The sequence below is a fragment of the Streptomyces sp. NPDC059534 genome, assembly GCF_042743475.1.
Taxonomy (GTDB): Bacteria; Actinomycetota; Actinomycetes; order Streptomycetales; family Streptomycetaceae; genus Streptomyces.
On record NZ_JBHWAQ010000014.1, the window covers coordinates 156,167 to 183,074 of the forward strand.

26 protein-coding genes are annotated in these 26,908 nt (G+C 72.0%); 13 read left to right on the forward strand and 13 right to left on the reverse strand.

Features of this window, described 5'->3' with window-relative positions:
* Positions 1 to 21: 21 nt before the first annotated feature.
* Genes ACFVZH_RS18765 through ACFVZH_RS18775 form a run of 3 tightly spaced genes read right to left on the reverse strand, consistent with a single transcriptional unit; the run spans position 22 to position 2,348 of the window.
* Positions 22 to 354, reverse strand: coding sequence for a DUF3817 domain-containing protein (locus tag ACFVZH_RS18765; RefSeq protein WP_384898472.1), 333 nt, complete (start codon positions 352 to 354; stop codon positions 22 to 24).
* Positions 355 to 398: 44 nt separating this feature from the next.
* Positions 399 to 908, reverse strand: coding sequence for a MarR family winged helix-turn-helix transcriptional regulator (locus tag ACFVZH_RS18770; RefSeq protein WP_384898473.1), 510 nt, complete (start codon positions 906 to 908; stop codon positions 399 to 401).
* Between the two features lie 9 nt (positions 909 to 917).
* Positions 918 to 2,348: an MFS transporter gene (locus ACFVZH_RS18775; protein WP_384898474.1), complete on the reverse strand. Its 1,431-nt coding sequence runs from the start codon at positions 2,346 to 2,348 to the stop codon at positions 918 to 920.
* Between the two features lie 71 nt (positions 2,349 to 2,419).
* Here ACFVZH_RS18775 and ACFVZH_RS18780 point away from each other — a divergent pair, with 71 nt between their 5' ends.
* Together ACFVZH_RS18780 and ACFVZH_RS18785 are read left to right on the forward strand one after the other, a co-directional pair.
* Positions 2,420 to 3,412: a DUF5937 family protein gene (locus tag ACFVZH_RS18780; RefSeq protein WP_384898475.1), complete on the forward strand. Its 993-nt coding sequence runs from the start codon at positions 2,420 to 2,422 to the stop codon at positions 3,410 to 3,412.
* Between the two features lie 76 nt (positions 3,413 to 3,488).
* A complete protein-coding gene (locus tag ACFVZH_RS18785; RefSeq protein WP_384898476.1) occupies positions 3,489 to 4,505 on the forward strand; it encodes a glycoside hydrolase family 6 protein in 1,017 nt (338 codons plus the stop codon).
* A gap of 31 nt (positions 4,506 to 4,536) precedes the next feature.
* Here ACFVZH_RS18785 and ACFVZH_RS18790 read toward each other — a convergent pair whose 3' ends face one another.
* From ACFVZH_RS18790 to ACFVZH_RS18820, 7 genes are all read right to left on the reverse strand, one after another.
* Entirely contained in the window at positions 4,537 to 6,498 is a 1,962-nt protein-coding gene (locus ACFVZH_RS18790; RefSeq protein ID WP_384898477.1) for a galactose oxidase-like domain-containing protein, read from the reverse strand.
* 3 nt (positions 6,499 to 6,501) lie between these two features.
* On the reverse strand, positions 6,502 to 8,340 hold the full coding sequence (locus tag ACFVZH_RS18795; RefSeq protein WP_384898478.1) for a glycosyltransferase family 2 protein: 1,839 nt from the start codon (positions 8,338 to 8,340) through the stop codon (positions 6,502 to 6,504).
* Between the two features lie 90 nt (positions 8,341 to 8,430).
* Entirely contained in the window at positions 8,431 to 9,111 is a 681-nt protein-coding gene (locus ACFVZH_RS18800; protein WP_384898479.1) for a TetR/AcrR family transcriptional regulator, read from the reverse strand.
* A complete protein-coding gene (locus tag ACFVZH_RS18805) occupies positions 9,108 to 9,791 on the reverse strand; it encodes a DUF4166 domain-containing protein (protein WP_384898480.1) in 684 nt (227 codons plus the stop codon). Before ACFVZH_RS18805 ends, ACFVZH_RS18800 begins: the two co-directional genes overlap by 4 nt.
* On the reverse strand, positions 9,788 to 10,510 hold the full coding sequence (locus ACFVZH_RS18810; RefSeq protein WP_384898481.1) for a hypothetical protein: 723 nt from the start codon (positions 10,508 to 10,510) through the stop codon (positions 9,788 to 9,790). Before ACFVZH_RS18810 ends, ACFVZH_RS18805 begins: the two co-directional genes overlap by 4 nt.
* A gap of 159 nt (positions 10,511 to 10,669) precedes the next feature.
* Positions 10,670 to 10,963, reverse strand: a complete 294-nt coding sequence (locus ACFVZH_RS18815; RefSeq protein WP_384898482.1) for an MTH1187 family thiamine-binding protein — start codon at positions 10,961 to 10,963, stop codon at positions 10,670 to 10,672.
* Positions 10,960 to 11,304, reverse strand: a complete 345-nt coding sequence (locus tag ACFVZH_RS18820) for a DUF3817 domain-containing protein (protein WP_384898483.1) — start codon at positions 11,302 to 11,304, stop codon at positions 10,960 to 10,962. Before ACFVZH_RS18820 ends, ACFVZH_RS18815 begins: the two co-directional genes overlap by 4 nt.
* Positions 11,305 to 11,411: 107 nt before the next feature.
* Here ACFVZH_RS18820 and ACFVZH_RS18825 point away from each other — a divergent pair, with 107 nt between their 5' ends.
* From ACFVZH_RS18825 to ACFVZH_RS18840, 4 genes are all read left to right on the forward strand, one after another.
* The gene (locus ACFVZH_RS18825) at positions 11,412 to 12,050 is read left to right on the forward strand and encodes an AIM24 family protein (protein WP_362561796.1); all 639 of its coding nucleotides are present in this window, start codon (positions 11,412 to 11,414) and stop codon (positions 12,048 to 12,050) included.
* On the forward strand, positions 12,050 to 12,700 hold the full coding sequence (locus ACFVZH_RS18830; RefSeq protein ID WP_384898484.1) for an AIM24 family protein: 651 nt from the start codon (positions 12,050 to 12,052) through the stop codon (positions 12,698 to 12,700). The genes ACFVZH_RS18825 and ACFVZH_RS18830 overlap by 1 nt, the downstream gene beginning before the upstream one ends.
* Complete coding sequence (locus ACFVZH_RS18835; RefSeq protein WP_384898485.1) at positions 12,697 to 13,479, forward strand: AIM24 family protein; 783 nt, start codon at positions 12,697 to 12,699, stop codon at positions 13,477 to 13,479. Before ACFVZH_RS18830 ends, ACFVZH_RS18835 begins: the two co-directional genes overlap by 4 nt.
* Positions 13,480 to 13,611: 132 nt before the next feature.
* Positions 13,612 to 14,088, forward strand: a complete 477-nt coding sequence (locus ACFVZH_RS18840; protein ID WP_384898486.1) for a MarR family winged helix-turn-helix transcriptional regulator — start codon at positions 13,612 to 13,614, stop codon at positions 14,086 to 14,088.
* Between the two features lie 70 nt (positions 14,089 to 14,158).
* Here ACFVZH_RS18840 and meaB read toward each other — a convergent pair whose 3' ends face one another.
* On the reverse strand, positions 14,159 to 15,115 hold the full coding sequence (gene meaB / locus ACFVZH_RS18845) for a methylmalonyl Co-A mutase-associated GTPase MeaB (RefSeq protein WP_384898487.1): 957 nt from the start codon (positions 15,113 to 15,115) through the stop codon (positions 14,159 to 14,161).
* A gap of 25 nt (positions 15,116 to 15,140) precedes the next feature.
* The gene (locus tag ACFVZH_RS18850; protein ID WP_384898488.1) at positions 15,141 to 16,343 is read right to left on the reverse strand and encodes an acetyl-CoA C-acetyltransferase; all 1,203 of its coding nucleotides are present in this window, start codon (positions 16,341 to 16,343) and stop codon (positions 15,141 to 15,143) included.
* Positions 16,344 to 16,480: 137 nt separating this feature from the next.
* Between ACFVZH_RS18850 and mce the strand changes: the two genes are divergently transcribed.
* From mce to ACFVZH_RS18885, 7 genes are all read left to right on the forward strand, one after another.
* On the forward strand, positions 16,481 to 16,933 hold the full coding sequence (mce, locus tag ACFVZH_RS18855; protein ID WP_384898489.1) for a methylmalonyl-CoA epimerase: 453 nt from the start codon (positions 16,481 to 16,483) through the stop codon (positions 16,931 to 16,933).
* Positions 16,934 to 17,119: 186 nt separating this feature from the next.
* Entirely contained in the window at positions 17,120 to 21,358 is a 4,239-nt protein-coding gene (gene scy / locus ACFVZH_RS18860; protein ID WP_384898490.1) for a polarized growth protein Scy, read from the forward strand.
* 114 nt (positions 21,359 to 21,472) lie between these two features.
* Positions 21,473 to 22,408 carry a cellulose-binding protein gene (locus tag ACFVZH_RS18865; protein WP_384898491.1) on the forward strand — a complete coding sequence of 312 codons (936 nt, stop codon included), beginning with the start codon at positions 21,473 to 21,475 and terminating at the stop codon, positions 22,406 to 22,408.
* Between the two features lie 75 nt (positions 22,409 to 22,483).
* Positions 22,484 to 23,497: an ABC transporter ATP-binding protein gene (locus ACFVZH_RS18870; RefSeq protein WP_384898492.1), complete on the forward strand. Its 1,014-nt coding sequence runs from the start codon at positions 22,484 to 22,486 to the stop codon at positions 23,495 to 23,497.
* Positions 23,498 to 23,500: 3 nt separating this feature from the next.
* Complete coding sequence (locus ACFVZH_RS18875; protein WP_384898493.1) at positions 23,501 to 24,280, forward strand: ABC transporter permease; 780 nt, start codon at positions 23,501 to 23,503, stop codon at positions 24,278 to 24,280.
* 176 nt (positions 24,281 to 24,456) lie between these two features.
* Positions 24,457 to 25,629 (forward strand): ABC transporter ATP-binding protein, encoded by a 1,173-nt coding sequence (locus ACFVZH_RS18880; RefSeq protein ID WP_384898494.1) that lies wholly within the window; start codon positions 24,457 to 24,459, stop codon positions 25,627 to 25,629.
* Positions 25,626 to 26,462, forward strand: a complete 837-nt coding sequence (locus ACFVZH_RS18885) for an ABC transporter permease (RefSeq protein WP_384898495.1) — start codon at positions 25,626 to 25,628, stop codon at positions 26,460 to 26,462. Before ACFVZH_RS18880 ends, ACFVZH_RS18885 begins: the two co-directional genes overlap by 4 nt.
* 16 nt (positions 26,463 to 26,478) lie before the next feature.
* Here ACFVZH_RS18885 and ACFVZH_RS18890 read toward each other — a convergent pair whose 3' ends face one another.
* Complete coding sequence (locus ACFVZH_RS18890) at positions 26,479 to 26,811, reverse strand: ATP/GTP-binding protein (protein ID WP_384898496.1); 333 nt, start codon at positions 26,809 to 26,811, stop codon at positions 26,479 to 26,481.
* Between the last annotated feature and the right edge of the window lie 97 nt (positions 26,812 to 26,908).

A 26,908-nucleotide genomic window follows, 5' to 3' on the forward strand; every position in this document is an offset into this window, starting at 1 on the left:
ACATGTGTGCGGAGGTGGGGGTCAGACCTTGACCGGCTCCGGCCGCACGCCGCTGACCAGCGGAAGCGTCTCGCGGACGACCTTGCGCTCGACGAAGAAGGCGGCGAAGGGGATCGTCCCGGAGAGCAGCACCCAGAGGAGCTTCCCGAACGGCCACTTGGCCTTGGAGCCCAGGTCGAAGGCGAAGACCAGGTAGATGATGTAGAGGACGCCGTGGGCCTGGGAGACCGCGAAGGTCACGTCCTCGCCCATGTCGAACCCGTACTTGAAGGTCATGCACACGCAGAGCACGAGCAGCATGACGGCGGTCACGTAGGCCATGACGCGGTAGCGGGTCAGCACGCTGGATTTCATGCCGTCGAGCGTAACGGCACGTTCCGGGCGATCTTCGCGGGGGGCTACTTCTCCTCGAAGTCGTCCGCCGCGACCCGCAGCGGGCGCAGCATCGCGAAGATCTCCGCGCACTCCTCGGCGTCGTACGCGCCCAGGCCGAACTCCATCTCCATCAGGTCGCGGGTCGCGGACTCCACGACCTCGCGGCCCTTGTCGGTGATGGAGGCCAGGGTGCCGCGGCCGTCGTTGGGGTTGGGCCGCTTGTCGACGAGGCCCGACCTCACGAGGCGGTCGACGGTGTTCGTCACCGAGGTGGGGTGCACCATCAGCCGCTCGCCGATCTTGGACATCGGCAGCTCACCGGCCTTGGAGAAGGTGAGCAGCACCAGGGCCTCGTACCGCGCGAAGGTCAGCCCGTACGGCTTGACCACGGCGTCGACCTCCGCCAGGAGGATCTGGTGGGCGCGCATGATCGAGGTGATCGCGGCCATCGAGGGGACCGGGCCCCAGCGCTTCTGCCAGAGTTCGTCGGCTCGGGCGATGGGGTCGAAGGGGAGACTGAGCGGCTTCGGCACGCGTCGACCTTACCGACTGGTCATATGCCGGTCAGCCCCGTCTCGCCTTTCGGTCGCCCGCAGCTCGGCGACGGCGGCGACGACACAGAGCGTGCCGAGGACGCCCGCGCCGGCGACGACCGTGTGGACGGCCGCGAACTCGGCCGCGATCCCCGCCGCGGCCATCCCGACGCCCTGGACGGTCATCATGCCCGCGGTCATCAGGGTCATCGCCCTCCCCCGCTGCTCCTCGGGGACGGCGGCGACGAACCAGGCGTCGAGGCCGAGGGTGTACGCGCCGGTGGCGCCGGCCAGGAAGAGGGCGAGGGCCGCGAGGGCGAGGCCGGGCCGGGGGGCGTAGAGGAGGTACGGCAGGACGCTCAGGACCGCGAGCGGCAGCACGATCCGGGAGCGGGCCGCGGCGGAGAGGAACGATCCGGCGAAGAGCTCGCCCGCGATGGTGCCGACGGGCAGCGCGCACATGAGCAGGCCGAGGGCCACGGTGGAGACATCGATCTCGTCGGCGTAGGGGGCCGCGAGCGCCTCGGGCACGACGGCGAAGAGCGGCGGCACCCAGAACATCACCATCAGGGCGCGCACGCGCCGGTTCCGCAGGACCGCCCAGGTGCCGGAGAGCCCGCTCCCGGTCCCCCCGGCCGCTCTGGCCGGGCGGCGGGCGGTGCCCAGGCGCAGCAGCAGCGCGGAGACGACGAAGGTGGTGGCGGTGACGGCGAGGGCGCCGCGCGGCGGTACGGCGGTGAGCAGGACGCCGCCGACGGCGAAGCCGGTCAGGAGGGCGCTCTGCGAGACGATCCGCAGCAGCGAGCGGCCGAGGACGAAGAGGTCGCCCTCGCCGAGGATGTCGGCCAGGGTCGCCATCCGGGTGCCGTTGAAGACGGGCGAGACGACGGCGATGGCGCAGCGCAGCGCGAGCAGTACGGCGACCGGGGTCGCCGGGACCACCATCGTGGCGACGCAGGCCGCGCAGACGAGGTCGCAGACGACGAGGATCCGCCGGGGCGGCAGCCGGTCGGTGAGACCGGCGAGCAGCGTGCCGCCCACGAGGTAGGGGAGGAACCCGAGCGCGAAGGTGAGGGAGGAGAGGAGCGGGGAGCGGGTCAGGTCGTAGACGAGCACCGTCAGCGCCAGCTCGCTGACGACCACCCCGAGCAGCGAGAACAGGTGCGCCACGAACACGAACCGGAACTCCCGCACCGCGAACACGGCACGGTAGCCGGGTCCGGGCCCGGAGCCGTCGGCGGTGGCGACGGCGGTGGCGGTGGCGGTGGCGGTGGCTCCGGCGACCGGACCGGGCGCCGGATCCCCGGCGGTGACATCGGCCGGGCCGGCAGCCGGGGCCGTGGCGGTGGCGGTCGCCGGGGCGGACGGGGTGACCGGTGCGGGGGCGGCGGCGGCGGGCGGCGGCGTCGGTTCCGGCGTCCGGGTGTCGTTCGTGGGCATGGACGGAGCGTGCCGGGCGCGGGGGCCCGGCCCTAGACTTTCGGCCGCAGACGAATGTCCGGGGAGGGCCCGTGCCGTACCACCTGCGTTTCGGGGAGGCCGATCCCCTGCGGATCCGGTTCGCGGTCTCGCCGCTGTGGGAGACGCACTCCGCCGTGCGGGTCCTCGCGCGGCCCCGGCAGCAGGGGTACCACCTGCCGTGGATGCGGCGGATCGCGGGCGCCGCGCGGGAGCTCGACCTCGGGCCGCTCCAGCTGCTCATGCCGCTGCACGGGCACAGTCCGGACTTCCTCTATCCGCCGCCGATCAGGCCGGTCGCCTCCTTCGAGGAGGAGATCGCGGCCGTGCGGGAGACCGATCCGGCGCTCGCGCTCGACGACTTCGAGCGGGCGCTGGCCGAGACGCCGGGGGCGGCCGGGACGGCGGCGGGACGGCGGATGCTCGCCGATCCCGCCGGGGCGGTGGGGTGGCTAGCCGATCTCCTGGAGGACGCCTGGGAGGCGCTGATCGCGCCCGACTGGCCCCGGCTGCGGGCGCTCCTGGAGGCGGATGTGGCGTACCACTCGCGGCGGCTCGCGGAGGGCGGGCTCGAACGCCTCCTGGGCGAGCTGCATCCGTCCTTCGACTGGGCCGCCGAGTCGGCCACGCTGCGGGTGGCGTACGCCGGGGACCACCACCGGCCGCTGGACGGGCAGGGCCTCGTCCTGCTGCCGTCGGTGTTCACCTGGCCGGACGTGGTGAGCGGCTTCGATCCGCCGTGGCAGCCGACGGTGGCGTATCCGGTGCGCGGGATCGGGGGGCTGTGGGCGGAGCCCGCCGGGCGCGCGTCGGAGGCGCTCGGCCGGCTGCTCGGCCCGGTGCGGGCGGACGTGCTGTGCGCCTTGACCGAGCCGATGGGGACCACGGCGCTCGCGCATCTCCTCGGCCGGGCGCCGTCCACCGTCTCCGCGCACCTGGCGGTGCTGCGGGACGCGGGGCTGCTGACGTCCCGGCGCTACGGCCACCAGGTGCTGTACGAGCGGACGCCGCTGGGGATCGCGGTGTCGCAGCCCGGCACCGACTGAGCACCGTGCCACGATGGCCCGGAATGTCACTTCACGCGCGGTTCCGTACCGTCTTGTACCCGACCCTGGGGGCCGGATGTCCCGCCGCATCGTCTCCGCAGCCGCCCTGGCCCTCGTCTCCGCGCTGCTCCTGACCGGGTGCGGTGAGGACGGGCCGGCGAAGGGCCCCGTGGGCCCGCCGTCCACGCGCGGCGAGACCGCGGCCCCCTCGTCGGGCTCCCCCTTCTGGGTGGACCCGGAGAGCGACGCGGCCAGGCAGGTGCGCCAGTACGAGGCGCAGGGCAGGACCGAGGACGCCCGAGTCCTGAAGCGGATCGCGGACCGGCCGGTCGCGGACTGGCCGGCCGGCGACGATCCGGTGCCGGAGATCACCCGCGCGGTGCGGGGCGCGGCGGCCGAGAACCGCACGGCCGTCTTCGCCGCGTACAACATCCCGCACCGCGACTGCGGGATGTACTCGGCGGGCGGTGCGCACGACGGGGAGGCGTACCGGAGCTGGGTCGACGCGTTCGCCACGGCGATCGGCGACGCCTCGGCGATCGTGGTCCTGGAGCCGGACGCGGTGCCGCACCTCGTGGACGGCTGCACCCCCTCGCAGTACCACGACGCGCGCTACGAGCTGCTGGCCGGGGCGATCGAGCGGCTGAAGCGGCAGCCGCACACCCGGGTCTACCTGGACGCGGGCAATCCGGCGTGGATCGACGACCCGGGCAAGCTGGTGGAGCCGCTGCGCCGGGCGGGGGTCGCGCGGGCGGACGGCTTCTCCCTGAACGTGTCCAACTTCCAGCGGAACGACCTCGTGAAGGGCTTCGGGGCCACGCTCTCGCGGCTGCTCGGCGGCGCCCACTTCACGGTCGACACGAGCCGGAACGGCGACGGCCCCCTCCCGGGCGACGGGGAGGAGGCATGGTGCAACCCGCCGGGGCGGGCCCTCGGCGTACCGCCGACGGACCGGACCGGGGACGATCTGGTCGACGCCTATCTGTGGATCAAGCGCCCCGGCGACTCGGACGGCCCGTGCCGGGGCGGCCCGTCCGCCGGCACCTGGTGGCCGGACTACGCCCTGGGGCTGGCCCGCAGGGCGAAGTCCTAGGCCCTGTCCTGGGTCTCACTCCCCCTGAGCCTCACTCCACCTGGATCCACTTCGCCTCGGACGGGATGCCGTTCTCGTCGGTGACGAAGAGCATGTACCAGCCGGGCGGGACGAGGGTCCTGTCCTGCGGTACGTCGACGGTGAGGGTCAGCCCGTCCTGGCCCTTCGTCAGGCCCAGCGCGATGGAGCGCTGTTCGACGTCGGTGGTGTGGGTGACGGCGCTGGGCCGCATCAGCCGGGCCCCGGCGATCCGGCCGGCGTCCTTCGTCTTGAAGGTGGCGCGGCCGTTCTGGTCGAGTTCCGGCGATCCCTCCCCCAAGACGGGGCGGTCCGCGCCCGCCCTGTGGAGGTAGGGCGGGGTGAAGACCTCGATGCGCTGCTCGAAGGTGCCGAGCCTGGTGTTGTCCTTGTCGTCGAAGAGGGGGTCGGAGCCGAAGGTGGCGACCCGGCCGTCGGGGAGCAGCAGCGCCTCGGAGTGGTAGTTGCGGCCGACGGTGGGTTCGGCGGCCTCGGCGAAGGCGTTGCTCCGGGGGTCGTAGAACTGGGCCTTGAGGATGTCGCTGCCGCTGCGGCCCCGGTAGTCCTCGGATCCGCCGGTGGTGAAGACGGAGTCGTCGGGCATGAGGACGCTGCTGAGGTAGCGGGTGCCCTGCGGGAGCGAAGGACCGTCGGTGAAGGCGGGGTTCTCCCGGGAGAGGTCGACGATCGCGGTGCGGGCGGTGGACTTCGAGGACTCGCCGACCCCGCCGCCGCCGAGGAGCATGACCTTCTGGTCCTGGGCGGGTGGCAGCAGCAGCGAGGCGGAGGTCTCCAGCCGGTCGGGCTCGGTGAGGCCGCCGAGCTTGGTGAAGGAGTTCTTCTTCAGGTCCCACAGGCCGGGTTCGCGGCCCTTCCCGGCGGGGCCGTAGCCGGCGTTGGAGCCGGTGTAGAGGAGCTTGCCGCCCTGGGTGAGGAAGAGGGAGGGGTAGGTGGGGAAGTAGCGGAAGGGGCCCTTGGACCACTTCTTGGTCTCGGGGTCGTAGTACTCGTTGTCGCCGGGGACGACGTCCCCGACGTCGTTGAGTCCGGAGACGGCGAGGACCTTGCCGTCGTCGAGGGTGACGAGGGTGGGGTACCAGCGGGCGTCCTTCATGGGGGCGACCGGGATGTACTTCTCGGCCTTGGGGTCGAACTCGTAGGCGCCCTTGATGCCCTGGAAGTCCTGCTTCTCGGTGGTGAGCTTCTGGGCGAGGCCGTAGACGTTGTCGGCGGCCTCGCCCTCGAGGCCGACGATCTCGTACTGCGCGGCCTCGGTGGTGAGGGCCTGCGGGCCCTCCTCGCGCGCCTCGACGAAGACGCGCGCCTCGGCGGCGGTCACCTTGGTCTCCCACGGCTTCATCTGGCCGCTCTTGAAGTAGGAGATCTCGAACTCGCGCTTGGCCTTGGGGACGGTGACGTCGGACGTGGAGACGTACTCGACGCCGGACGGGGAGCGGAAGACGGTCCCCTTCCTGAGGGTGACCGCCGTGTCGGGACTCTCGTTCTTGACCCGCATGCCGCCGCCGGCCTTCTTCACCTCGCCGTCGAGGATCTCGTAGCGGGCGGTGCCGCCGGCGACGAGCAGCCGTCCGTCGGGGAGCTGGGAGTGGCCGGAGCAGAAGAAGTCCTCGGGGGTGGGGATCTTCTTGAAGGTGTTCTTCACCGGGTCCCAGAGGATGGACTCGAAGGTCCCGGCGTCGAAGTTCTTCTGGCTGTTGCCCGATCCGGCGATCAGGAGCACCTTGCCGGTGTGCAGGAGCGCCGCGTGGATGGCGTTGATGCGGTAGCGGTCGGGGACGGCGACCTCGGCCCAGGAGCCGTACTTCCGCATGTACCCGGGCTGGGCGATCTTGTACGCGTGGTACTTCTCCTCCGCGAAGGAGACGGCGGCGGGGGCGTTGAGCGCGGCCAGGAGGGCGACCGCCGCGGTGCCGAGCAGGGGCTTCCTGAACTTCTTCGACGGCCGGTGGGCCATGGCTCAGTTCCCTCCGGTCGTCGTGGGCGAGGGGCCGGCGGGGGCGGGCGGGACCGCCGTGACGGCGGCGCGGACCTCGATTCCCTCGCGGACCTCGACCCCCGCGCGGGGGTGGGCCGTTCCGCGGGCCCTCGCGCGGGCGCGGGCCTGCTCGCGGACGCGCAGGGAGCGGCGTTCGCGCACGGCCGTGAAGGCCCACAGGGCGACCGGGGCCAGGGTGATGAGCAGCGCGAGGACGGCCCAGGTGCGCATGGCGGCGTGGGTGTGGCCGTAGTGGACGGAGGCGACCAGCGAGGCGACGAGGATCGCGGCCCAGGCGAGGTGGACGCGGAAGGTGAGGAGCCGGTCGGGGCTGGCCTCGCCGCCCTTGGGGGTGACGACGAAGCGGCCTCGGGTGCGCAGGACCGCCGAGCCGAGGGACGTGAGGTAGAGGGGCGCGGAGAGCGCGGACATCGCCATGCCGGCGAGGCCGCCGGAGCCCTCGGGTTCGTGGGGCGAGACGTTGTGGCGCCGGTTCCAGAGGTAGAGGCCGATCTGGAGGGCGACGGCGTCGCTGTAGATCATCAGCCACACCTGGGTGGAGACCTGGGTGCCGGAGGCTCCGAGCCAGAGGTACAGGACGCAGCTGAGGATGCCGAGGAGCCAGTTGGCGGCGGTCATCGGGTAGTAGACGAGCATCAGGGTGTAGTTGAGGAGGCGGCCCGGCGGGGTGCAGAACGGCGCCTTCCAGTACTGCCTGACGATCGTCTCGTAGGTGCCCCGGGACCAGCGGAGCTGCTGGGAGAAGAAGTCTGTCCAGGAGGCGGGGCCCTCGCCGACGGCGAGGACGTCGGGGGTGTAGACGGAGCGCCAGAAGTGCCCGGTGCCCGGGTTCCTCCTGCGGTGCAGCTCGAAGCCGGTGGCCATGTCCTCGGTGATCGAGTCGTACAGGCCGCCGATCTGCTGCACGGCGGAGATCCGGACGACGTTGTTGGTGCCGACGAACATGGGTGCGCGGTAGCGGTTCCCGGCCCGCTGGATGAGCGCGTGGAAGAGGAACTGCTGGGACTCGGCGGCCTTGGTGACGACCCTGGTGTAGTTGCCGTACACCTGCGGGCCGACGACGAAGGCGATGTCGGGGTCGCGGAAGTAGCCGAGCATCCGCTCCAGGAAGTCGGGGAGCGGGACGTGGTCGGTGTCGACGGAGGCGAAGTAGTCGTAGTCGCCCCCGTGCCGGGCGAGCCAGGCGTTGTAGTTGCCGTGCTTGGTCCTCGCCTTGTGGACGCCCTTGCCGCGGTTCCACTCGGGGACGCCGGCGCGGGTGAAGTGGCATACGCCCAGCTCCGCGCAGAGCGCCTTGGCCTCGTCGGAGTCGCCCTCGTCGAGGAGCCAGATGTCGAGCGGCCCGTCGTGCCGCAGCCGCACGGCGCCTTCGAGGGTGCGGCGGACCATGGAGAGCGGTTCCTTGCCCGGGACGTACGTGGTGAGGAAGGCGACCCGGGTGCCCCGCTCGGCGGTCACGGGTATCGGGTCGCGGGCGACCAGGGTGGCGTGGGCGATCGACGTGACGTTCACCAGCATGAAGAAGCAGATGAGGCCGATCGACACGAGCATCACGGTGTCGTACGGCACGCGCCAGGTGTCGTCGCCCTCGCGGACGGTCCAGTGGCTCGGCCAGACGAGATAGGCCAGGAGCAGCGCCGAGAGGAGCGGCGCGAGGCACATGAGCAGGACGGCTCGTATGCGGTGCGGCTCCTTCGAGAGCAGACTCCGGTACTGCACCGTGTAGGCCGCCGGGTCCGGCTCCGTGAGCGGCCCGGCGAGTCGGCTGTAGGTCTCGTAGTCGTAGCCTCCCGACCGCACGGTACCTCCAGCTGTCTCGAACAGGTCGATATCCCAACGAAAGGGGACATCGCCCGGCGTGTCGAGCCGAGTCGTCCGAGTGAGCGTTTTTTACCGGCCGCGACCGCTCTGTCGACGGAGCGTGTACGTGACGGCCCTGCGGGCGACCGGGTTCAGCGACTCGACGGCGGACATCAGGGCGCCGAGCTGCTCCAGTGCGGTGAAAGCGGCCTCCGCGCCCTCGGGGTCGACCCCCTCGTAGAGGCCGAGGCCGACGAAGGAGGCGCCGACCGCACGGGCGAGCCCGGCGGGGTCGGTGAACTCGGCGAGCGGTGTCCCCGCGAGGACGCGGACGAGGACCTGTTCTATCTCGGCGATCCACAGGTCGAGACCCGCGGCGGTGGCGGGCACCAGCCGCGGGTGGGCCTGCGCCCCCGCCAGCAGCTGCCCTAGGAAGGCCACGTGCCCGGCCGCCCGCTCCTCCTCGTGCATCTCGCGCCCGAAGGCGAGCAGTTCGTTGAGGCTGCCGATGGTGCGGAGCCGCTCGCGGTGCCGGGCGACCCGCCGCTCGGCGCCGTGTCGGCAGGCGGCGGCGAGCAGCTCGTCGACGGAGCCGAAGTGGTAGAAGACCAGGGCCTGGTTGACCCCGGCGGTGGTCGCGATGGCGCGCGCGGACGCCTTGGAGATGCCCTGTTCGACGAGGGTGCGCAGGGCGCCTTCGAGCAGCTTCTCCCGGGTCTCCTGGCTCCGGGCGTCCAGCGCCTTCCCGCCCGCCGCGGTCTTCCCGCTCACGCCCGTACCTCCTCGCGCACCGGGCGCAGCCCTGCGCGCACCCCCCGGGAGCGTACGTCGGCGTATTCGGCGGCGAACGACCCCTGGTAGCCGAAGAGCGGCCCGAAGTGCCGGTTGACCACCCGGACGTCGATGCGGAAGCGCCCGGTGCGCTCGTCGAAGGACTCGCGCACCTCGGCGCGGCCGCCGATCAGTTCCGGTACGCGCACGTCCAACGGACCTTCGCGGAAGCGGTGTTCGCCGGAGGTGATGAGGAGCGAGCCGTCGGGCCGGGCGGTCGGGTGCAGATCGCTGGCGAGGTGCTGGTGGGTGCCGAGATAGTCGAGGACGCAGTCGCGCTCGGGGCTGTGGACCATCGTGGCGTCGAAGCGCCGGGGCCCGCCGGGCAGGGCGAAGGTCCGGACGAAGGTGACGGTCTCCCGCCCGTACGTGTCGGCGTAGGGCACGTTCTCGATGCGGAAGGGGACGTCGCGGCCGGTGCGGGGCAGCAGGATGTTCCGCAGCCCGCCGGCCGCGAGGAACGGCTTCACGAACGCCCGGCCGTGCCAGATGCGGTCCATGACGCCGCGTCCGACGCACATCTCACCGCTCGCGAGTCCCACCGAGAAGCGCCGCTGGAGCTCCGGGTGCAGCCGCTCGAACTCGGCGTCCCCCATGGCCGTACGGAAGATCGAGGTCACGGCTGCTCCAGGGTGGCGAGGAGCCGGGGCTCCCGGGTGGGGGCGGGCGGGGTGCGCAGACAGCGCCGGGCCGCGGGGGCGCGCGACGAGGGCGGCAGGAGGAGGGCGGCGGCGAGGCCGAGGACGGCGAGCGGCACGGCGCCGAGCGATACGAGTCCCAGCGGCAGCGAGGCGAGCGTGAACGGTACGGCCACGAGCAGCAGCCGGGCGGCGAGTTCGAGCAGCCAGCGGTCCCGGGAGCGCGCCGGGGTCACCCCCTGCTCGCACCAGAGCCGCAGCCGGTCGAAGGACCACGCGGTGGCCCAGCCCATGAGGGGCCGGAACGCGAGCCGGTCGGCGGCGCGGCCGAGCCGGCCCCAGCGCGGCCGGTAGTCGTAGCCGGTGAGGAAGCGGACGCCGTCGGCGGTGGGGACGTAGCGCCAGTAGCCGCTGCCCTCGGCGAGGAGCGAGAGCGGGTGCGGCGAGGCGAACCGGAGGGCGGAGACCCGGTCGCCGCCGGCCCGGTGGCGCTCCCCCGCGGAGACACCGGTGCCGGCGACGACCAGGAAGGGCAGCACGCGGGTCGCGTACCGGAAGCGCTCGGGTTCGCCCTCGGCGTGCGGGAGGTAGGCGATCTCGGTGAACCGCAGGTCCCACTGCTGCTGGCGCGCGGGGTCCCGCGTGTGTTCCCAGAGCGTCTCCAGGTCCGCGCGCACATGCGTCTCGATGTAGAGACCCATCGGTGTCCCCCCCCTGCTCGACCGGCATTTTGAGCGACCGCTCAAAACTGCCCCGGGGGTGAAGGTAACCGATTTTGAGCAGTCGCTCAACCGGGTGACGGCAAGAAGCCCCCGGCCCTGGGATCAGGACCGGGGGCTCCCCTGGCGTGCGGGTCGGCGTCAGGCGCCGAGGTGGCGCTCCACCGTCCGGACCTTCGACGTGAGGCCGTCCGTGACACCCGGCCGGATGTCGGCCTTCATGACCACCGAGACGCGCGGCGCACGCGCTTCCACGGCGGCGACGGCACGCTTCACGACGTCCATCACCTCGTCCCACTCGCCCTCGACGGAGGTGAACATGGCGTCGGTGCGGTTCGGCAGCCCGGACTCCCGGACGACCCGGACGGCGTCGGCGACGTACTCGCCGACCTCCTCCCCCACACCCAGCGGGGTCACCGAGAACGCGACGATCATGCGTTGACCACGCCTTCGCGACGGGCGCGGGAGGCCATGACCGCGGCCTCGGCCTCGCGCTTGAGCTTGCGCTCGGCGTAGAAGCCGCCCAGCGGCAGCACCGAGAGGACGAAGTAGAGCGCGGCGGTCTTGACGTCCCACTTGGTGCGGTTCCAGGCGTCCAGCCAGAACAGCACGTACAGGACGAACAGCACGCCGTGGACCGCGCCCATGACCGGCACCGCGTTGAAGTCCGTCGTCCGCTTGAGCACCGAGCAGACCAGCAGGAGCAGGAACGAAACGGCCTCCGGCGCCGAGACGAGCCGGAGCCGGTGGAGGGAGGAAGCGGTCTTGATGTCCACGGAGGGGGTCACCTTCGTTCGATCTTGTGAACGGATGCACAAGGGCCCGTCCATTGTGCACGCCGACTTTGCTGTCTCTTTAGGCGGGGGCCCAGTACCTTCCTCGGGTGGCAACGTTCCGACTCCAAGGCAGCAAAGTGCTCGCCGTCTCCATGACAGGCGACTCCGTCAAGGCGAAGAACGGCTCGATGGTCGCCTACGACGGCCAGATGGCGTTCAAGAAGATGAGTGGGGGCGGTGAGGGCCTGCGCGGCATGGTGACCCGCCGGCTCACCGGCGAGCAGATGGAGGTGATGGAGGTACGCGGCCAGGGAACCTGCTGGTTCGCCGACCGGGCCTCCGAGATCAACCTCGTCTCCCTGCACGGCGACAAGCTCTGGGTCGAGGCGAGCAACCTGCTCTGCACCGACGCGGGGCTGCGCACCGGCACCACCTTCACGGGTCTGCGCGGCGGGGCCACCGGCAACGGCCTCTTCACCACGACCGTGGAGGGCACGGGCCAGGCGGCGATCATGTCCGACGGCCCCGCGGTGGTGCTGCGGGTGACCCCGCAGTACCCGCTCCAGGTCGACCCCGGCGCGTACATCGCCCACCAGGGCAACCTCCAGCAGCACTTCCAGTCGGGTGTGACCTTCCGCACCCTCATGGGCGAGGGCGGCGGCGAGGCGTTCCAGATCCGCTTCGAGGGGGACGGCCTCGTGTACGTCCAGCCGAGCGAGCGGAACACGATCGGAGGTGACGTCTGATGCCGTTCCGCGAGATCAACTCGAAGATGGTCGAGGCGACCGTCGTCCCCGGGCAGCGGATGTTCAGCCAGCGCGGCGCGATGCTCGCGTACCGCGGCGACGTCACTTTCACGCCGAACACGGCGGGCGGCCAGGGCGGCCTGATGTCGATGATCGGCCGCCGGGTGGCCGGCGAGGCGACCCCCCTGATGACCGTCGAGGGCAGCGGCACGGTGATGTTCGGGCACGGCGGCCACCACATCCAGGTGATCGGGCTCACCGGCGACACCCTGTACGTCGAGGCGGACCGGCTGCTCGCCTTCGACGGCACCCTGGAGCAGGGCACGATGTTCATGGGCTCGCAGGGCGGCGTCATGGGCATGGTCCGCGGCCAGGTGACCGGCCAGGGCCTCTTCACCACCACGCTCAAGGGCCACGGCGCGGTGGCGGTGATGGCGCACGGCGGCGTGATCGAACTGCCCATCACCCCGGGCCGCCCGGTCCACGTCGACCCGCAGGCGTACGTGGCCCACCACGGCGACGTGCGGAACAAGCTCTCCACCGCGCTCGGCTGGCGCGACATGGTGGGCCGCGGCTCCGGCGAGGCGTTCCAGCTGGAGCTGAGCGGCAGCGGCAGCGTGTACGTCCAGGCATCGGAGGAGAAACTGTGAGCACCCCGGTGATCCACGACCCGACGACCCTTCCGTCGGACGACAACGTGAACCCGTACACCTTCTGCGTGGAGCTCAAGGGCTCCCAGTGGTTCCTGCAGAAGGGGAAGATGATCGCCTACTACGGGCGGATCGAGTTCAACGGCATCGGCCACGGCAGGCTCGACCGGCTGGTCCGGACGTCCTTCCACTCGCCGCTGCACGCGAGCGACTGGGTGGTGGCCGAGGGCAGCGGCAAGATGCTGCTCGCGGACCGCGCCTTCGACGTGAACTCGTTCGACCTCGACAAGGGCAACCTGACGATCCGCTCGGGCAACCTGCTCGCGTACCAGCCCACGCTCGCGCTCAAGCAGTCGATCGTGCCGGGCTTCGTCACCCTGATCGGCACCGGCAAGTTCGTCGCCGCCTCGAACGGCCCGGTCGTCTTCATGGAGCCCCCGATGCGGGTCGACCCCCAGGCCCTGGTCGGCTGGGCCGACTGCCCCTCACCCTGTCATCATTACGACCACGGCTACATGACCGGCGTGATGGGCGGCGTACGCGCCCTGACGGGTCTCGGCGACACCTCCGGCGAGGAGCACCAGTTCGAGTTCGTCGGAGCGGGCACGGTCCTCCTCCAGTCGACGGAGCTCCTCATGGCGGAACGGGCCATCGGAGGACCCCCCGCGCAGGCGGGTGTCCCCGGCGGCCAGGCGCACGGTTCCGGCCAGGCCGTGCCGGGTTCGGTACCACGCCTTCCCGGCCAGCTCGGGGACCTCCAGCGTCGCTTCGGTCTGTGAGCGGTAGTCTGCGGAGTGTGACGCCCTCGAACGTCTGCGCCCGCGCCGGGGCATCGGGTGTCCGGCGGGTGGTGCCCGGCGTCACGCTCCCACACTTCGTCAAGAATTCAACTTCTTAGGTAGAATCCATACATGGAGACCGAGACGGCCACCCCGTGGCTCACCGACGGCGAGCAGTGCGCCTGGCGCACGTTCCTGGACGTCCAGCGGATGCTGGCCTACCAGCTGGAGAGGGACCTCCAGCCGTTCGGGCTGACGATGAACGACTACGAGATCCTGGTGAACCTCTCGGAGTCGGCGGAGCGGCGGCTGCGCATGAGCGACCTGGCCGCGGCCACCCTCCAGTCGAAGAGCCGGCTCTCCCACCAGATCACCCGCATGGAGAACGCCGGGCTGGTCCGCCGCGAGAACTGCGAGTCCGACCGCCGCGGGCTCTACGCCGTGCTGACCGACGACGGCATGGAGACCATGCGCAAGGTCGCCCCGCACCACGTCGAGTCGGTGCGCAAGCACTTCATCGACCAGCTCAGCACCGCGGCACTCGGCGACCTCCACGAGTCGCTGAAGCCGGTCGCGGAGCAGCTCCGCGGCCGCCGCGGCAAGCCGTGACCTGACGGACGACGGGAAGGGCCTCTCCGGATCGACCGGAGAGGCCCTTTGCCGTGCGTACCCGGAGGCGTCAGTTGCCCGTGAGGCTCGCGATCAGCTCGTCGGAGGCCGCGTACGGGTCGAGGGCGCCCGCCACGATCCGCTCGGCGAGCGCGTCGAGACGCCGGTCGCCGTGCAGGTCGCCGATGCGCTCGCGCAGGGCCGTGACCGCGATGGCCTCCACCTCGCCCGCCGCGCGGGCCCGGCGGCGCTCCGCCAGGACCCCGTGCTCCTCCATCCAGGCGCGGTGCTTCTCCAGCGCCTCCACGACCTCGTCGATGCCCTCGCCGCGCGCCGCGACCGTCTTGACGATCGGCGGCCGCCAGTCGCCCGCGCCCCGCGCCTCGCCGAGGCCCAGCATGTGGTTGAGCTCGCGGGCGGTGGCGTCGGCGCCGTCCCGGTCGGCCTTGTTCACCACGTACAGGTCGCCGATCTCCAGGATGCCCGCCTTGGCGGCCTGGATCCCGTCGCCCATGCCCGGCGCGAGGAGGACGACCGAGGTGTCGGCCTGGGAGGCGATCTCGACCTCGGACTGCCCGACGCCGACCGTCTCCACCAGGATCACGTCGAAGCCCGCCGCGTCCAGGACGCGGATGGCCTGCGGCGCGGACCAGGCGAGACCGCCGAGGTGGCCCCGGGTGGCCATGGAGCGGATGTAGACGCCCGGGTCGGAGGCGTGCTCCGACATCCGGACCCGGTCGCCGAGCAGCGCTCCCCCGCTGAACGGGGAGGACGGGTCGACGGCCAGGACCGCGACCCGCTTGCCCGCCCGGCGGTACGCCGAGACCAGCGCCGACGTCGACGTGGACTTGCCGACACCGGGCGAGCCGGTCAGGCCCACCACGTACGCCCCGCCGGTGAGCGGCGCGAGCGCCGCCATCACCTCGCGCAGCTGCGGGGACGCCCCCTCCACGAGCGAGATCAGCCGGGCCACGGCCCGCGGCCTGCCCGCCCGTGCCTGGGTGACGAGTTCGGGGACGTCCACCATCTGCGCTGCTCCTCGGTTGGGTGACTTACTTGCCGGCGACGCGGACGATCAGCGCGTCGCCCTGGCCGCCGCCGCCGCACAGGGCGGCCGCGCCGATGCCGCCGCCGCGCCGCTTGAGCTCCAGGGCCAGGTGCAGCACGACACGGGCGCCGGACATGCCGATCGGGTGGCCGAGCGCGATGGCGCCGCCGTTGACATTCACCTTCTCGGGGGTGACGCCGAGGTCCTTCATTGACTGGACGGCGACCGCGGCGAACGCCTCGTTGATCTCGATCAGGTCGAGGTCGTCGACGGTCAGGCCCTCCTTCTTGAGGGCGTGCAGGATCGCGTTGGACGGCTGCGACTGGAGCGAGTTGTCCGGTCCGGCCACGTTGCCGTGGGCGCCGATCTCGGCGATCCACTCCAGGCCCAGCTCCTCGGCCTTGGCCTTGCTCATCACGACGACCGCGGCGGCGCCGTCGGAGATCTGCGAGGAGGTGCCTGCGGTGATCGTGCCGTCCTTGGCGAACGCCGGGCGGAGCTTGCCGAGGGACTCGGCGGTGGTCTCCGCGCGGATGCCCTCGTCCTTGGCGAAGACCACCGGCTCGCCCTTGCGCTGCGGGATCTCGACCGGGGTGATCTCGGCCTCGAAGATGCCGTTCTTCTGGGCGGCGGCCGCGCGCTGGTGCGAGAGCGCGGCGATCTCGTCCTGCTCCGGGCGCTGGATGCCGAGGCGGGTGTTGTGCTTCTCGGTGGACTCGCCCATGGCGATGCCCTCGAAGGCGTCCGTGAGGCCGTCGTACGCCATCGCGTCGAGCATCTCGATCGCGCCGTACTTGAAGCCCTCGCGGGACTTCGGCAGCAGGTGCGGGGCGTTGGTCATCGACTCCTGGCCACCGGCGACGACGACGTCGAACTCGCCCGCGCGGATCAGCTGGTCCGCCAGGGCGATGGCGTCGAGACCCGACAGACACACCTTGTTGATGGTGAGGGCGGGGACGTTCATCGGGATGCCGGCCTTGACGGCGGCCTGGCGGGCGGGGATCTGGCCGGCGCCCGCCTGGAGCACCTGGCCCATGATCACGTACTGCACCTGGTCGCCGCCGATGCCGGCCCGGTCCAGGGCGGCCTTGATGGCGAAGCCGCCGAGGTCCGCGCCCGAGAAGGACTTGAGCGAGCCGAGAAGGCGACCCATGGGCGTGCGGGCGCCCGCGACGATCACTGAGGTGGTACCGGTCGTTCCAGACATGAGGCACGGCCCCTTGGGATGAGGAGTGAACGAGGGTTTACCGCCAATGTACTGAGCGGCGCCGCGCCGGGTCACCGGCCGGCCGGTGTGATCGCGCGCACGTTGCGTAACCACCTTCGCGGCGGTGCACTGGAGGAATGCTGACGCGAATCGACCACATCGGGATCGCCTGTTTCGACCTGGACAAGACTGTCGAGTTCTACCGTGCCACGTACGGTTTCGAGGTCTTCCACTCCGAGGTCAACGAGGAGCAGGGCGTCCGCGAGGCCATGCTCAAGATCAACGACACCTCCGACGGCGGGGCCTCGTACCTCCAGCTCCTGGAGCCGACCCGGGAGGACTCCGCGGTCGGCAAGTGGCTCGCCAAGAACGGCGAGGGCGTGCACCACATCGCCTTCGGCACGGCGGACGTCGACGGCGACGCCGAGGCGATCCGCGAGAAGGGCGTACGGGTCCTCTACGACCAGCCGCGGATCGGCTCGATGGGCTCCCGGATCACCTTCCTCCACCCCAAGGACTGTCACGGCGTGCTCACGGAACTGGTCACCTCGGCCAAGCCCTCCACTGACCACTCCTCAGCGGAGCACTGACCTCCGGATTCCTGGCCCGGTAGAGTGGGCGGCTCCGGGCCGGGGCCGGTCGGGGCTGCTCCGCGTGGCACCGAAGTCAGGATGTCGGGGTCGTCCGATCTGCCACGATTCCCCGGGGGTCCGTCCTCGTCCGTGAGGGCGGTGCTCGTTGGAGTGTTGCGACCAGGGGACGGATGGGACCGCGCAGTGCGGGGCTACGAACGCCAGGAGAGCCACCGAGCTGAAGACGACCATCTCGCCAGGTTCGAAGCCGAGATGGACCGGCTGAAGACCGAGCGCGAGAAGGCCGTCCAGCACGCCGAGGACCTCGGTTACCAGGTCGAGGTCTTGCGCGCCAAGCTCCACGAGGCGCGCCGCACCATCGCGTCCCGGCCCGCGTACGACAGCGCCGACATCGGCTACCAGGCCGAGCAGCTGCTGCGGAACGCGCAGGCGCAGGCCGAACAGCTCCGCCAGGACGCCGAGCGGGAACTGCGCGAGGCCCGCGCCCAGACCCAGCGCATCCTCCAGGAGCACGCCGAGCACCAGGCGCGGCTCCAGGCCGAGCTGCACAACGAGGCGGTCCAGCGCCGCCAGCAGCTGGACCAGGAGCTCAGCGAGCGCCGGCAGACCGTCGAGGCGCACGTCAACGAGAACGTCGCCTGGGCCGAGCAGCTCCGCGCCCGTACCGAGTCCCAGGCCCGCCGCCTGATGGAGGAGTCCCGCGCGGAGGCCGAGCAGTCGCTCACCGCCGCCCGCACGGAGGCCACCCGGGTCGCCGAGGAGACCAGCCGCCGGGTCGGCACCGAGGCCGAGGCCGCCCGCGCCGAGGCCGAGGCGATCCTGCTGCGCGCCCGCAAGGACGCCGAACGACTCCTGGGCGCCGCCTCCAGCCAGGCCCAGGAGGCCACCAGCCACGCCGAGCAGCTCCGCTCGACGACCACCGCCGAGACCGACCAGGCCCGCCGCCAGGCCACCGAGCTCTCCCGCGCCGCGGAACAGCGCATGGCGGAGGCCGAGGAGAAGCTCCGGCTGGCCCGCGCCGAGGCCGAGAAGGCCCTCACCGAGGCCAAGGAGGCGGCCGCCCGGCAGCTCTCCTCCGCCGAGTCGGTCAACGAGCAGCGCACCCGCACGGCCAAGACGGAGATCGCCCGGCTCGTCGGCGAGGCCACCAAGGACGCCGAGGCGCTCAAGGCGGAGGCCGAGGAGAAGCTCCGGGAGGCGACCGCCCAGGCGGAGAAGCTCGTCACGGAAGCCTCCGACAAGGCCCGTACGGTCGCCGCCGAGGACTCCGCCGCCGCCCTCGCCAAGGCCGCGCGCAACGCCGAGGAGATCCTCACCAAGGCGTCCGAGGACGCCCGCGAGACCACCCGCAAGGCGTCCGAGGAGGCCGAGCGGATCCGCCGCGAGGCCGAGGCCGAGACGGACCGGCTGCGGACCCAGGCCGAGGAGCGGGCCGACGAGCTGCTCGGCTCGGCGAAGGACGACACCAAGGAGTACCGCGCCAAGACGGTCGAGCTCCAGGAGGAGGCCCGCCGGCTGCGCGGCGACGCCGAGCAGCTGCGCGCCGAGGCCATCGACGAGGGCGAGCGGATCCGCGGCGAGGCCCGGCGCGAGGCCGTCCAGCAGATCGAGGAGGCGGCGAAGACCGCCGAGGAGCTCCTCACCAAGGCCCGTACGGACGCGGAGGAGCTGCGCACCAAGGCCGGCACCGAGAGCGAGCGGGTCAAGTCCGAGGCGATGGAGCGCGCCCAGACGCTCCGCACCCAGGCCGAGGAGACCCTGGAGCGGACCCGCGCCGAGGCCGAGCGGCTGCGCGCCGAGGCCGAGGAGCAGGCCGAGTCGGTGAAGGGCGCGGCCGAGGAGGCCGCGGCCGGGCTCCGCGCGGACGCCGAGCGGGCCGCGGAGGCACGCCGGGTGGAGGCCGCCGAGGAGCTGACCCGGCTGCACACCGAGGCCGAGGCCAAGGTGACGGCGGCGGGCGAGGAGCTGACCGACGCCCGCGCCGAGAGCGAGCTGATGCGGCGCGAGGCCGCCGACGAGACGGAGCGGCTGCGCACCGAGGCCGCCGAGCGCATCCGTACGCTCCAGGAGCAGGCCGAGCAGGAGGCCGAGCGGCTGCGTGCCGAGGCCGCGTCCGACGCGTCCACCACGCGGACCGAGGCCGAGAACGCGTCCGTACGGCTCCGCACGGAGGCGTCCGACGAGGCCGAGCGGCTGAAGTCGGAGGCGCAGGAGACGGCCGACCGGGTGCGGGCCGAGGCCGCGGCCGCCGCCGAGCGGGTCGCCGCCGAGGCCGCCGAGGCGCTGGCCGCCGCCCAGGAGGAGGCCAACCGGCGCCGCCGGGAGGCCGAGGAGACCCTCGATTCGGCCCGTTCCGAGGCCGGCCGGGAGCGCGAGCACGCCCGCGAGCAGTCCGAGGAGCTGCTGGCCGCCGCCCGCAAGCGGGTCGAGGACGCGCAGACCGAGGCGCAGCGCCTGGTCGAGGAGGCGGACACCCGGGCGACCGAGATGGTCACCGCGGCCGAGCAGACCGCCCAGGAGGTGCGGGACTCGGTGGCCGGGCTGCGCGAGCAGGCCGACGAGGAGATCGCCGGGCTGCGCAGCGCCGCCGAACACGCGGCCGAGCGGACGCGTACCGAGGCGCAGGAGGAGGCGGACCGGGTCCGCGCCGACGCGTACGAGGAGCGGGAGCGGGCGTCCGAGGACGCCGTCCGCACACGGACGCGCGCCCAGGAGGAGTCGGACGCCGCGAAGGCGCTGGCCGAGCGGACGGTCACGGACGCGCTCGCCGAGGCGGAGAAGCTGCGGGCGGACACCGCCGAGTACGCGCAGCGGGTACGCACCGAGGTGACGGATTCGCTCGCCTCGGCCGAGCAGGACGCGGCCCGTACGCGGGCCGACGCCCGGGACGACGCGAACCGGATCCGTTCGGAGGCCGCCGAGCGCGCCGAGACGGTGGTCGGCGAGGCGCGTGCGGAGGCGGAGCGGATCGGCGCCGAGGCCGAGCAGGTCCTCGACGAGGCCCGCACGATGGCGGACAAGCGCCGCACCGACGCCGCCGAACAGGCCGACGCCCTGATCGCCGAGGCCACGGCCGAGGCCGACCGGCTCACCACCGAAGCGGTCGAGCTCATGGAGACGACCGAGCAGGACGCCCAGCGCCTGCGCACCGAGGCCGAACAGGTCAAGATCGACGGCGAGGCGCACGCCCAGGCCCTGCGGAACGCCGCGCTGGCCGACGGCGAGCAGGTCCTCGACGACGCCCGCAGGGCCGCCGACAAGCGCCGCACCGACGCCGCCGAACAGGCCGACGCCCTGATCGCCGAGGCCACGGCCGAGGCCGACCGGCTCACCCGCGAGGCGGGCGAGCTGTCGGACGCGGTCACGGCGGACGCCCGGGCCGACGCCGAGCGGGTCGCGGCGGAGGCCGCCGAGCAGACCGCCCGGACCGTCGCCGAGGGCGAGCGGGCCAAGGCGGAGGCGGAGGCCGTGGCGGCCGCGACGCTGGCCGCCGCGCAGCAGGACGACGAGCGGATCCGCGCCGAGTCGGAGCAGCTCAGGGAGGCCGCCGCGGCGGCGGCCGAGCAGATGCGGTCGGAGGCGCGCGAGGAGGCGGACCGGACGCTCGACGAGGCGCGGGAGTCCGGCGCCCGGAAGCGTTCGGACGCTGCCGAGCAGGCCGACCAGCTCATCGCCAAGGCCCAGGAGGAGGCGCTGCGCGCCACCACGGAGGCCGAGTCGCAGGCGGACACGATGGTCGGCGCGGCCCGCAAGGAGGCCGAGCGGATCTTCGCCGAGGCGACCGTCGAAGGCAACACGCTGGTGGAGAAGGCCCGCACGGACGCGGACGAGCTGCTCGTCGGGGCGCGCAGCGACGCGACGGCGATAAGGGACCGGGCCGAGGAGCTGCGCAGCCGGGTCGAGGGCGAGATCGAGGAGCTGCACGAGCGGGCGCGGCGCGAGACAGCCGAGCAGATGCGGACGGCCGGCGAGCGCGTCGACAAGCTGGTGACGGCCGCGACGGAGCAGCGCGCCGAGGCGGACGAGAAGGCCAAGGAGCTGGTCTCCGAGGCGAGTTCGGAGGCGAGCAAGGTCCGGATCGCCGCGGTGCGGAAGGCCGAGGCGCTGCTGAAGGAGGCCGAGCAGAAGAAGGCATCGCTCGTCGCGGAGGCCGAGGGCATCAAGGCGGAGGCCGAGCGGATCCGGGCGGAGGCCGCGGCCGAGGCCGAGAAGACGGTCTCGGAGGGGCAGCGCGAGCTGGAGATGCTGGTGCGCCGCCGCAAGGACATCAATGCCGAGATCTCCCGTGTCCAGGACGTACTGGAGGCGTTGGAGTCTTTCGAGACGCCGACGACGGGGGCGAAGTCCGCCGGGGCGACGGGGGTCAAGGCGGGCGCGTCGGCGGGAACCACTCGTTCGAGTGGCAAGACCCAGGACGGCTAGCCACTCAAAAGGCTGGACATTCTCCAGATCAAACGGGCATACGCTCGATGACACGCCGCTTCGGCCCCTAGGATTCCCTCTAACACCTCACCGGTCTCATTCGACAGGAAACCCATGAGCGACACATCCTCCCCCTTCGGCTTCGAGCTCGTGCGGCGCGGTTACGACCGCGGTCAGGTGGACGACCGCATTACCAAGCTCGTGTCCGACCGCGACAGCGCCCTGTCCCGCATCACCTCCCTGGAGAAGCGCATCGAGGAGCTCCACCTCGAAACGCAGAACGCCCAGGCGCAGGTCACCGACGCCGAGCCGTCGTACGCGGGGCTCGGCGCCCGGGTCGAGAAGATCCTCCGGCTCGCCGAGGAGGAGGCGAAGGACCTGCGTGAGGAGGCCCGTCGCGCCGCCGAGCAGCACCGCGAGCTGGCCGAGTCGGCCGCCCAGCAGGTGCGCAACGACGCGGAGTCGTTCGCGTCCGAGCGGAAGGCGAAGGCCGAGGACGAGGGCGTCCGGATCGTCGAGAAGGCGCAGGGCGAGGCCAACACGCTGCGTGCCGAGGCGCAGAAGGACGCGCAGTCGAAGCGCGAGGAGGCGGACGCCCTCTTCGAGGAGACCCGCGCCAAGGCCGCCCAGGCCGCCGCGGACTTCGAGACCAACCTGGCGAAGCGCCGCGAGCAGTCGGAGCGTGACCTGGCCTCCCGTCAGGCGAAGGCCGAGAAGCGTCTCGCGGAGATCGAGCACCGCGCCGAGCAGCTCCGCCTGGAGGCCGAGAAGCTGCGCACGGACGCGGAGCGCCGGGCCCGTCAGACGGTGGAGACCGCGCAGCGCCAGGCCGAGGACATCGTGGCCGACGCGAACGCCAAGGCCGACCGGATCCGTTCGGAGTCGGAGCGCGAGCTCGCGGCGCTGACGAACCGCCGGGACTCGATCAACGCCCAGCTGACCAACGTCCGCGAGATGCTGGCGACGCTGACCGGTGCCGCGGTGGCGGCGGCCGGCTCCCCGATCGACGACGAGCGCGCGGCCGGCGTCCCGGCCCAGCAGACCCGGTAACGAACCGGCAGCAGCCCCCAGAACCCTCCGTCATTCCGGTGGCGGAGGGTTTTGCGCGCCCTTAGGTTGGTACGCATGATCGAGCTTGAGGGCCTGACCAAGCGCTACGGGACGAAGACAGCGGTCGACCATCTCTCCTTCCAGGTCCGACCGGGCATGGTCACCGGCTTCCTCGGGCCCAACGGGGCGGGCAAGTCGACGACGATGCGGATGATGCTCGACCTGGACAACCCGACGAGCGGGACGGTCCGCATCGACGGCAAGCACTACCGGGACCTGGCGGAGCCGCTGAAGTACATCGGGGCGCTGCTCGACGCCAAGGCGATGCACGGCGGCCGCTCGGCGTACAACAACCTGCTCTGCCTCGCGGAGTCCAACCGGATCCCGCGGGCGCGGGTGGACGAGGTGCTCGGCCTGGTGGGTCTGACGCCGGTGGCGAAGAAGAAGTCGAAGGGTTTCTCCCTCGGTATGGGCCAGCGGCTGGGCATCGCCTCCGCGTTGCTCGGCGATCCCGAGATCCTGATGTTCGACGAACCCGTCAATGGTCTGGACCCCGAGGGAATTCACTGGATCCGCAATCTGATGAAGGCGTTGGCCGCCGAAGGCCGGACGATCTTCGTTTCCAGTCATCTGATGAGCGAAATGGCGCTGACGGCCGAGCATCTGATCGTGATCGGGCAGGGAAAGCTGCTGGCGGACACGTCGATGGCGGATTTCATCCAGCAGAATTCCCGGAGTTTCGTGCGGCTGCGTTCCCCGCAGCAGGAACGGCTGCGGGACGTGCTCCACGGCAACGGATTCGTCGTCGTCGAGGCCGGAAACGGCACGCTCGAGGTGGACGGGGCGTCGACCGAGAAGCTGGGCGAGCTGGCCGCCGAGAACGGTCTCGTCCTGCACGAACTGAGCGCCCAGCGCGCCTCGCTCGAAGAGGCGTTCATGCAGATGACGGCCGGCGCGGTCGAATACCACGCGCACGGCACCGACGTGCACGGCGCGTCGACGCCCGGCCCCCGGTGGGGGGCGGCCGCCGGGACGGACCCGGACCCGGCCCACGACTCCGCGTACGACTCGACCTCCGAGGGAGCCTGAACGATGGCAGCGGCATCCGCGGTCCTCCAGTCCGAGTGGACCAAGATCCGGACGGTGTCGTCGACCGTCTGGACACTGGCGAGCGCCTTCCTCGTCACGATGGCGATGGGCGCGGGGCTGAGCGCCCTGGTGAGCTCCACCTTCGACGATCTGAACGAGGCGGAGCGGATCACCTTCGACCCGACCCTGATCAGCTTCTCCGGAATGATCCTCGGCCAGCTGGCGATGGTGGTCTTCGGTGTCCTGGTGGTGGGGACCGAGTACTCGTCGGGCATGATCCGCACCTCGCTGGCGGCCGTGCCGCAGCGGGCGACCTTCCTCTTCTCGAAGATCGCGGTGGCGGGCGGGCTCGCCCTCCTGGTGGGGCTCGCGACGAGCTTCATCACCTTCTTCCTGGGGCAGGCGCTGCTCGGCGATCACCGCGCCTCGATCACCGACGACAACGTGCTGCGCGCGGTGTTCGGCGCCGGGCTCTACATGGGCCTGATCGCCGTGTTCTCCATGGGCGTGGCGACGATGCTGCGCTCGTCGATGCTGTCGCTCGGCATCCTGGTGCCCTTCCTCCTCCTGGTGTCCAACATCCTCTCGGCGGTGCCGAAGGCCAAGGAGGTCGCCCAGTACTTCCCGGACCAGGCGGGCGCGAAGATCATGCGCGTCATCCCCGACGCGATGAACTCGGAGGAGGCCCCGTACGGGCCCTGGGCCGGCCTCGGGATCATGCTGATCTGGGTGGTGGCCTCCCTGCTCGGCGGCTACCTGGTGCTGAAGAAGCGGGACGCGTAGCCGCCCGCACCCCGTAGGGGACGACCAGGGAATCTCCCGGAGGTTCCGTGGTCGTTCTCTTCCCCGTCGCCGGAACCGTCAATGGCTGGATAAGCTCCTAGCTCATACGGGGGGATCCGGCCGAAGGCCGCCACGCCCCGACATGGATGCGACCGACCTGTCGATGGGGCTGGAGAATGATCGAGGCAGTCGGCCTGACGAAGCGCTACGGCGCCAAGACGGCCGTGTACAACCTTTCCTTCCAGGTGAGGCCCGGTGTCGTCACCGGGTTCCTGGGGCCCAACGGGTCGGGCAAGTCGACGACGATGCGCATGATCCTCGGGCTCGACCGGCCGACCTCCGGGCATGTGACGATCGGCGGCCACCCGTTCCGGCAGCTGCCGAACGCGCCCCGGCAGGTCGGCGCGCTGCTCGACGCCAAGGCCGTGCACGGCGGCCGGAGCGCGCGGAGCCACCTCCTGTCGCTCGCCCAGCTCGCCGGCATCCCGGCGCAGCGGGTCGACGAGGTCCTCGGCGTCGTCGGTCTGCAGGACGTGGCCAAGCGCCGCTCCAAGGGCTTCTCGCTCGGCATGGGCCAGCGGCTGGGCATCGCGGCGGCACTGCTCGGCGACCCGCAGGTGCTGCTCTTCGACGAGCCGGTCAACGGCCTGGACCCGGAGGGCATCCTCTGGGTCCGCAACCTGATGAAGAAGCTGGCCGCCGAGGGCCGGACCGTCTTCGTCTCCAGCCACCTCATGAGCGAGATGGCGCTGACGGCGGACCACCTGATCGTGATCGGCCGGGGGCAGCTGCTCGCCGACATGAGCGTCACGGACTTCATCTCGGCGAACTCCGCCGACTTCGCCCGGGTGCGGACCCCGCAGACCGAGCCGGCGCAGCGGGAGAAGCTGACGTCGGTCCTGACGGAGGCCGGCGGCCAGGTGCTGTCGGAGCCGGACGGGGCGCTGCGGGTGACGGGGCTCGCCCTGCCGCGGATCAGCGACCTGGCGCACGGCGCGGACGTACGGCTCTGGGAGCTGTCCCCGCACCAGGCGTCGCTGGAGGAGGCGTACATGCGGCTGACGCAGGGCGCCGTGGACTACCGCTCGACGGACGACCGGCTCGCCCACCTCCAGCCGGCGCCGCACCCGGGTCAGCAGGGGTACGGCATGCCGCCGCAGCAGGTGGTCCAGGAGGTGCCGCAGCAGGGCTGGTACGCGCCGCCGCCGCCCGGACACAACCCGTACGCCGGGGCACCGCAGGCGCCCGCGCCGGGTCCCTACGCGCCGCCGCCGGGCGCCCCGCCGGCCGTGGCCGCCCCCCAGCCGACCACCCCGCAGCCGAGCGACACCACCAAGGACGCCCGATGACCGCCCCCGCCCACCACCCCGCTCCGGCGCCGTACACGTACGTCTCGCCCATCCCGGTCCGCCGGGCGCACCTCGGTGACGCGCTCGCCTCCGAGTGGACGAAGATCCGCTCGGTGCGGTCGACGATGTGGACGCTCGGCGTCATGATCCTGCTGATGCTGGCCATCGGTCTGGGGGTGGCGGCGATCGCCGCGGCCTCCGAGGCGCCGATGGGCGAGGAGTCCGCGCTCGGGTTCGGCTTCTTCGGGATGCTGCCCGCGTCGATCTGCGTGATCACGCTCGGGGTGCTGACGATCGCGTCCGAGTACGGCACGGGCATGATCCGTACCACCCTGACGGCCTGCCCGAGCCGGGCCCGGGTGCTGATGGCGAAGGCCATCGTGTTTTTCCTGCTGGTCTTCACCGTCACCACGGTGTTCGCGACGCTGGTGGCGGTGGCGCAGGTCGCCATTGTGGACACGGCGGCGGCGCCGGACGCGGGCGAGTGGCTGCGGGCGACCGTCGGCGCCGGCGCCTACCTGGCCCTGCTCGGCCTGCTGTCGCTGGCGCTGGGCACGCTGATCCGGCACTCGGCGGGCGCGATCACGGTGATGATCGGCCTCCTGCTGCTGCCGCTGGTGGCGGCGCTGTTCATGTTCTCGGAGGCGCTGAAGTCGGTGCAGGAATGGCTGTTCATGTACGCCATCCCGTCGCAGATGATCGCGCTGTACAGCAGTCGGCCGCCCTTCGGGAACGAGGGCCCGGCGGGCTGGGAGCCGCTGCTGATCCTGGCGGTCGTCACGGCGGCGGCGCTGGGCGGCGCCTTCGCCCTGCTGAACAGCCGGGACGTGTAGTCCCCCGGTACTCCGGCTAGTACTTGGGCGCGTTACGGGACCGCTGCACCTTGCTGGTGCGGCGGTCCTTCGCGTTCCAGCACGCCTTGTGCCAGTGGCGCCGGTCGTCCACTCCCCCGTACTCCGGCCAGGCGACCACGTGCGGGGCGCCGGGCGGGATCTCCTGGTCGCAGCCGGGGCAGCGGTAGCGCTTGCCGGGGGAGCTGGCGCCGGCGACGAGGCGGACGAACCACTCCTCGCCCTGCCAGGTCTCCGTACGCTGCACGCCGCCGTACCGGTCGCCGTGATCGCCCGGCTGCTGCTGTTCGGGCTTCTCGCCGCCTCGGGAACGGTTGTGACGCGGGGACACGGGCACACCTCACGGGGTCTGGGAACACGGACCGTTCCTTCCAGCCTACGGGCCGCGACGCGGTGCCCCGGGCCCCGTCCGGGACGGCTTAGCGGAA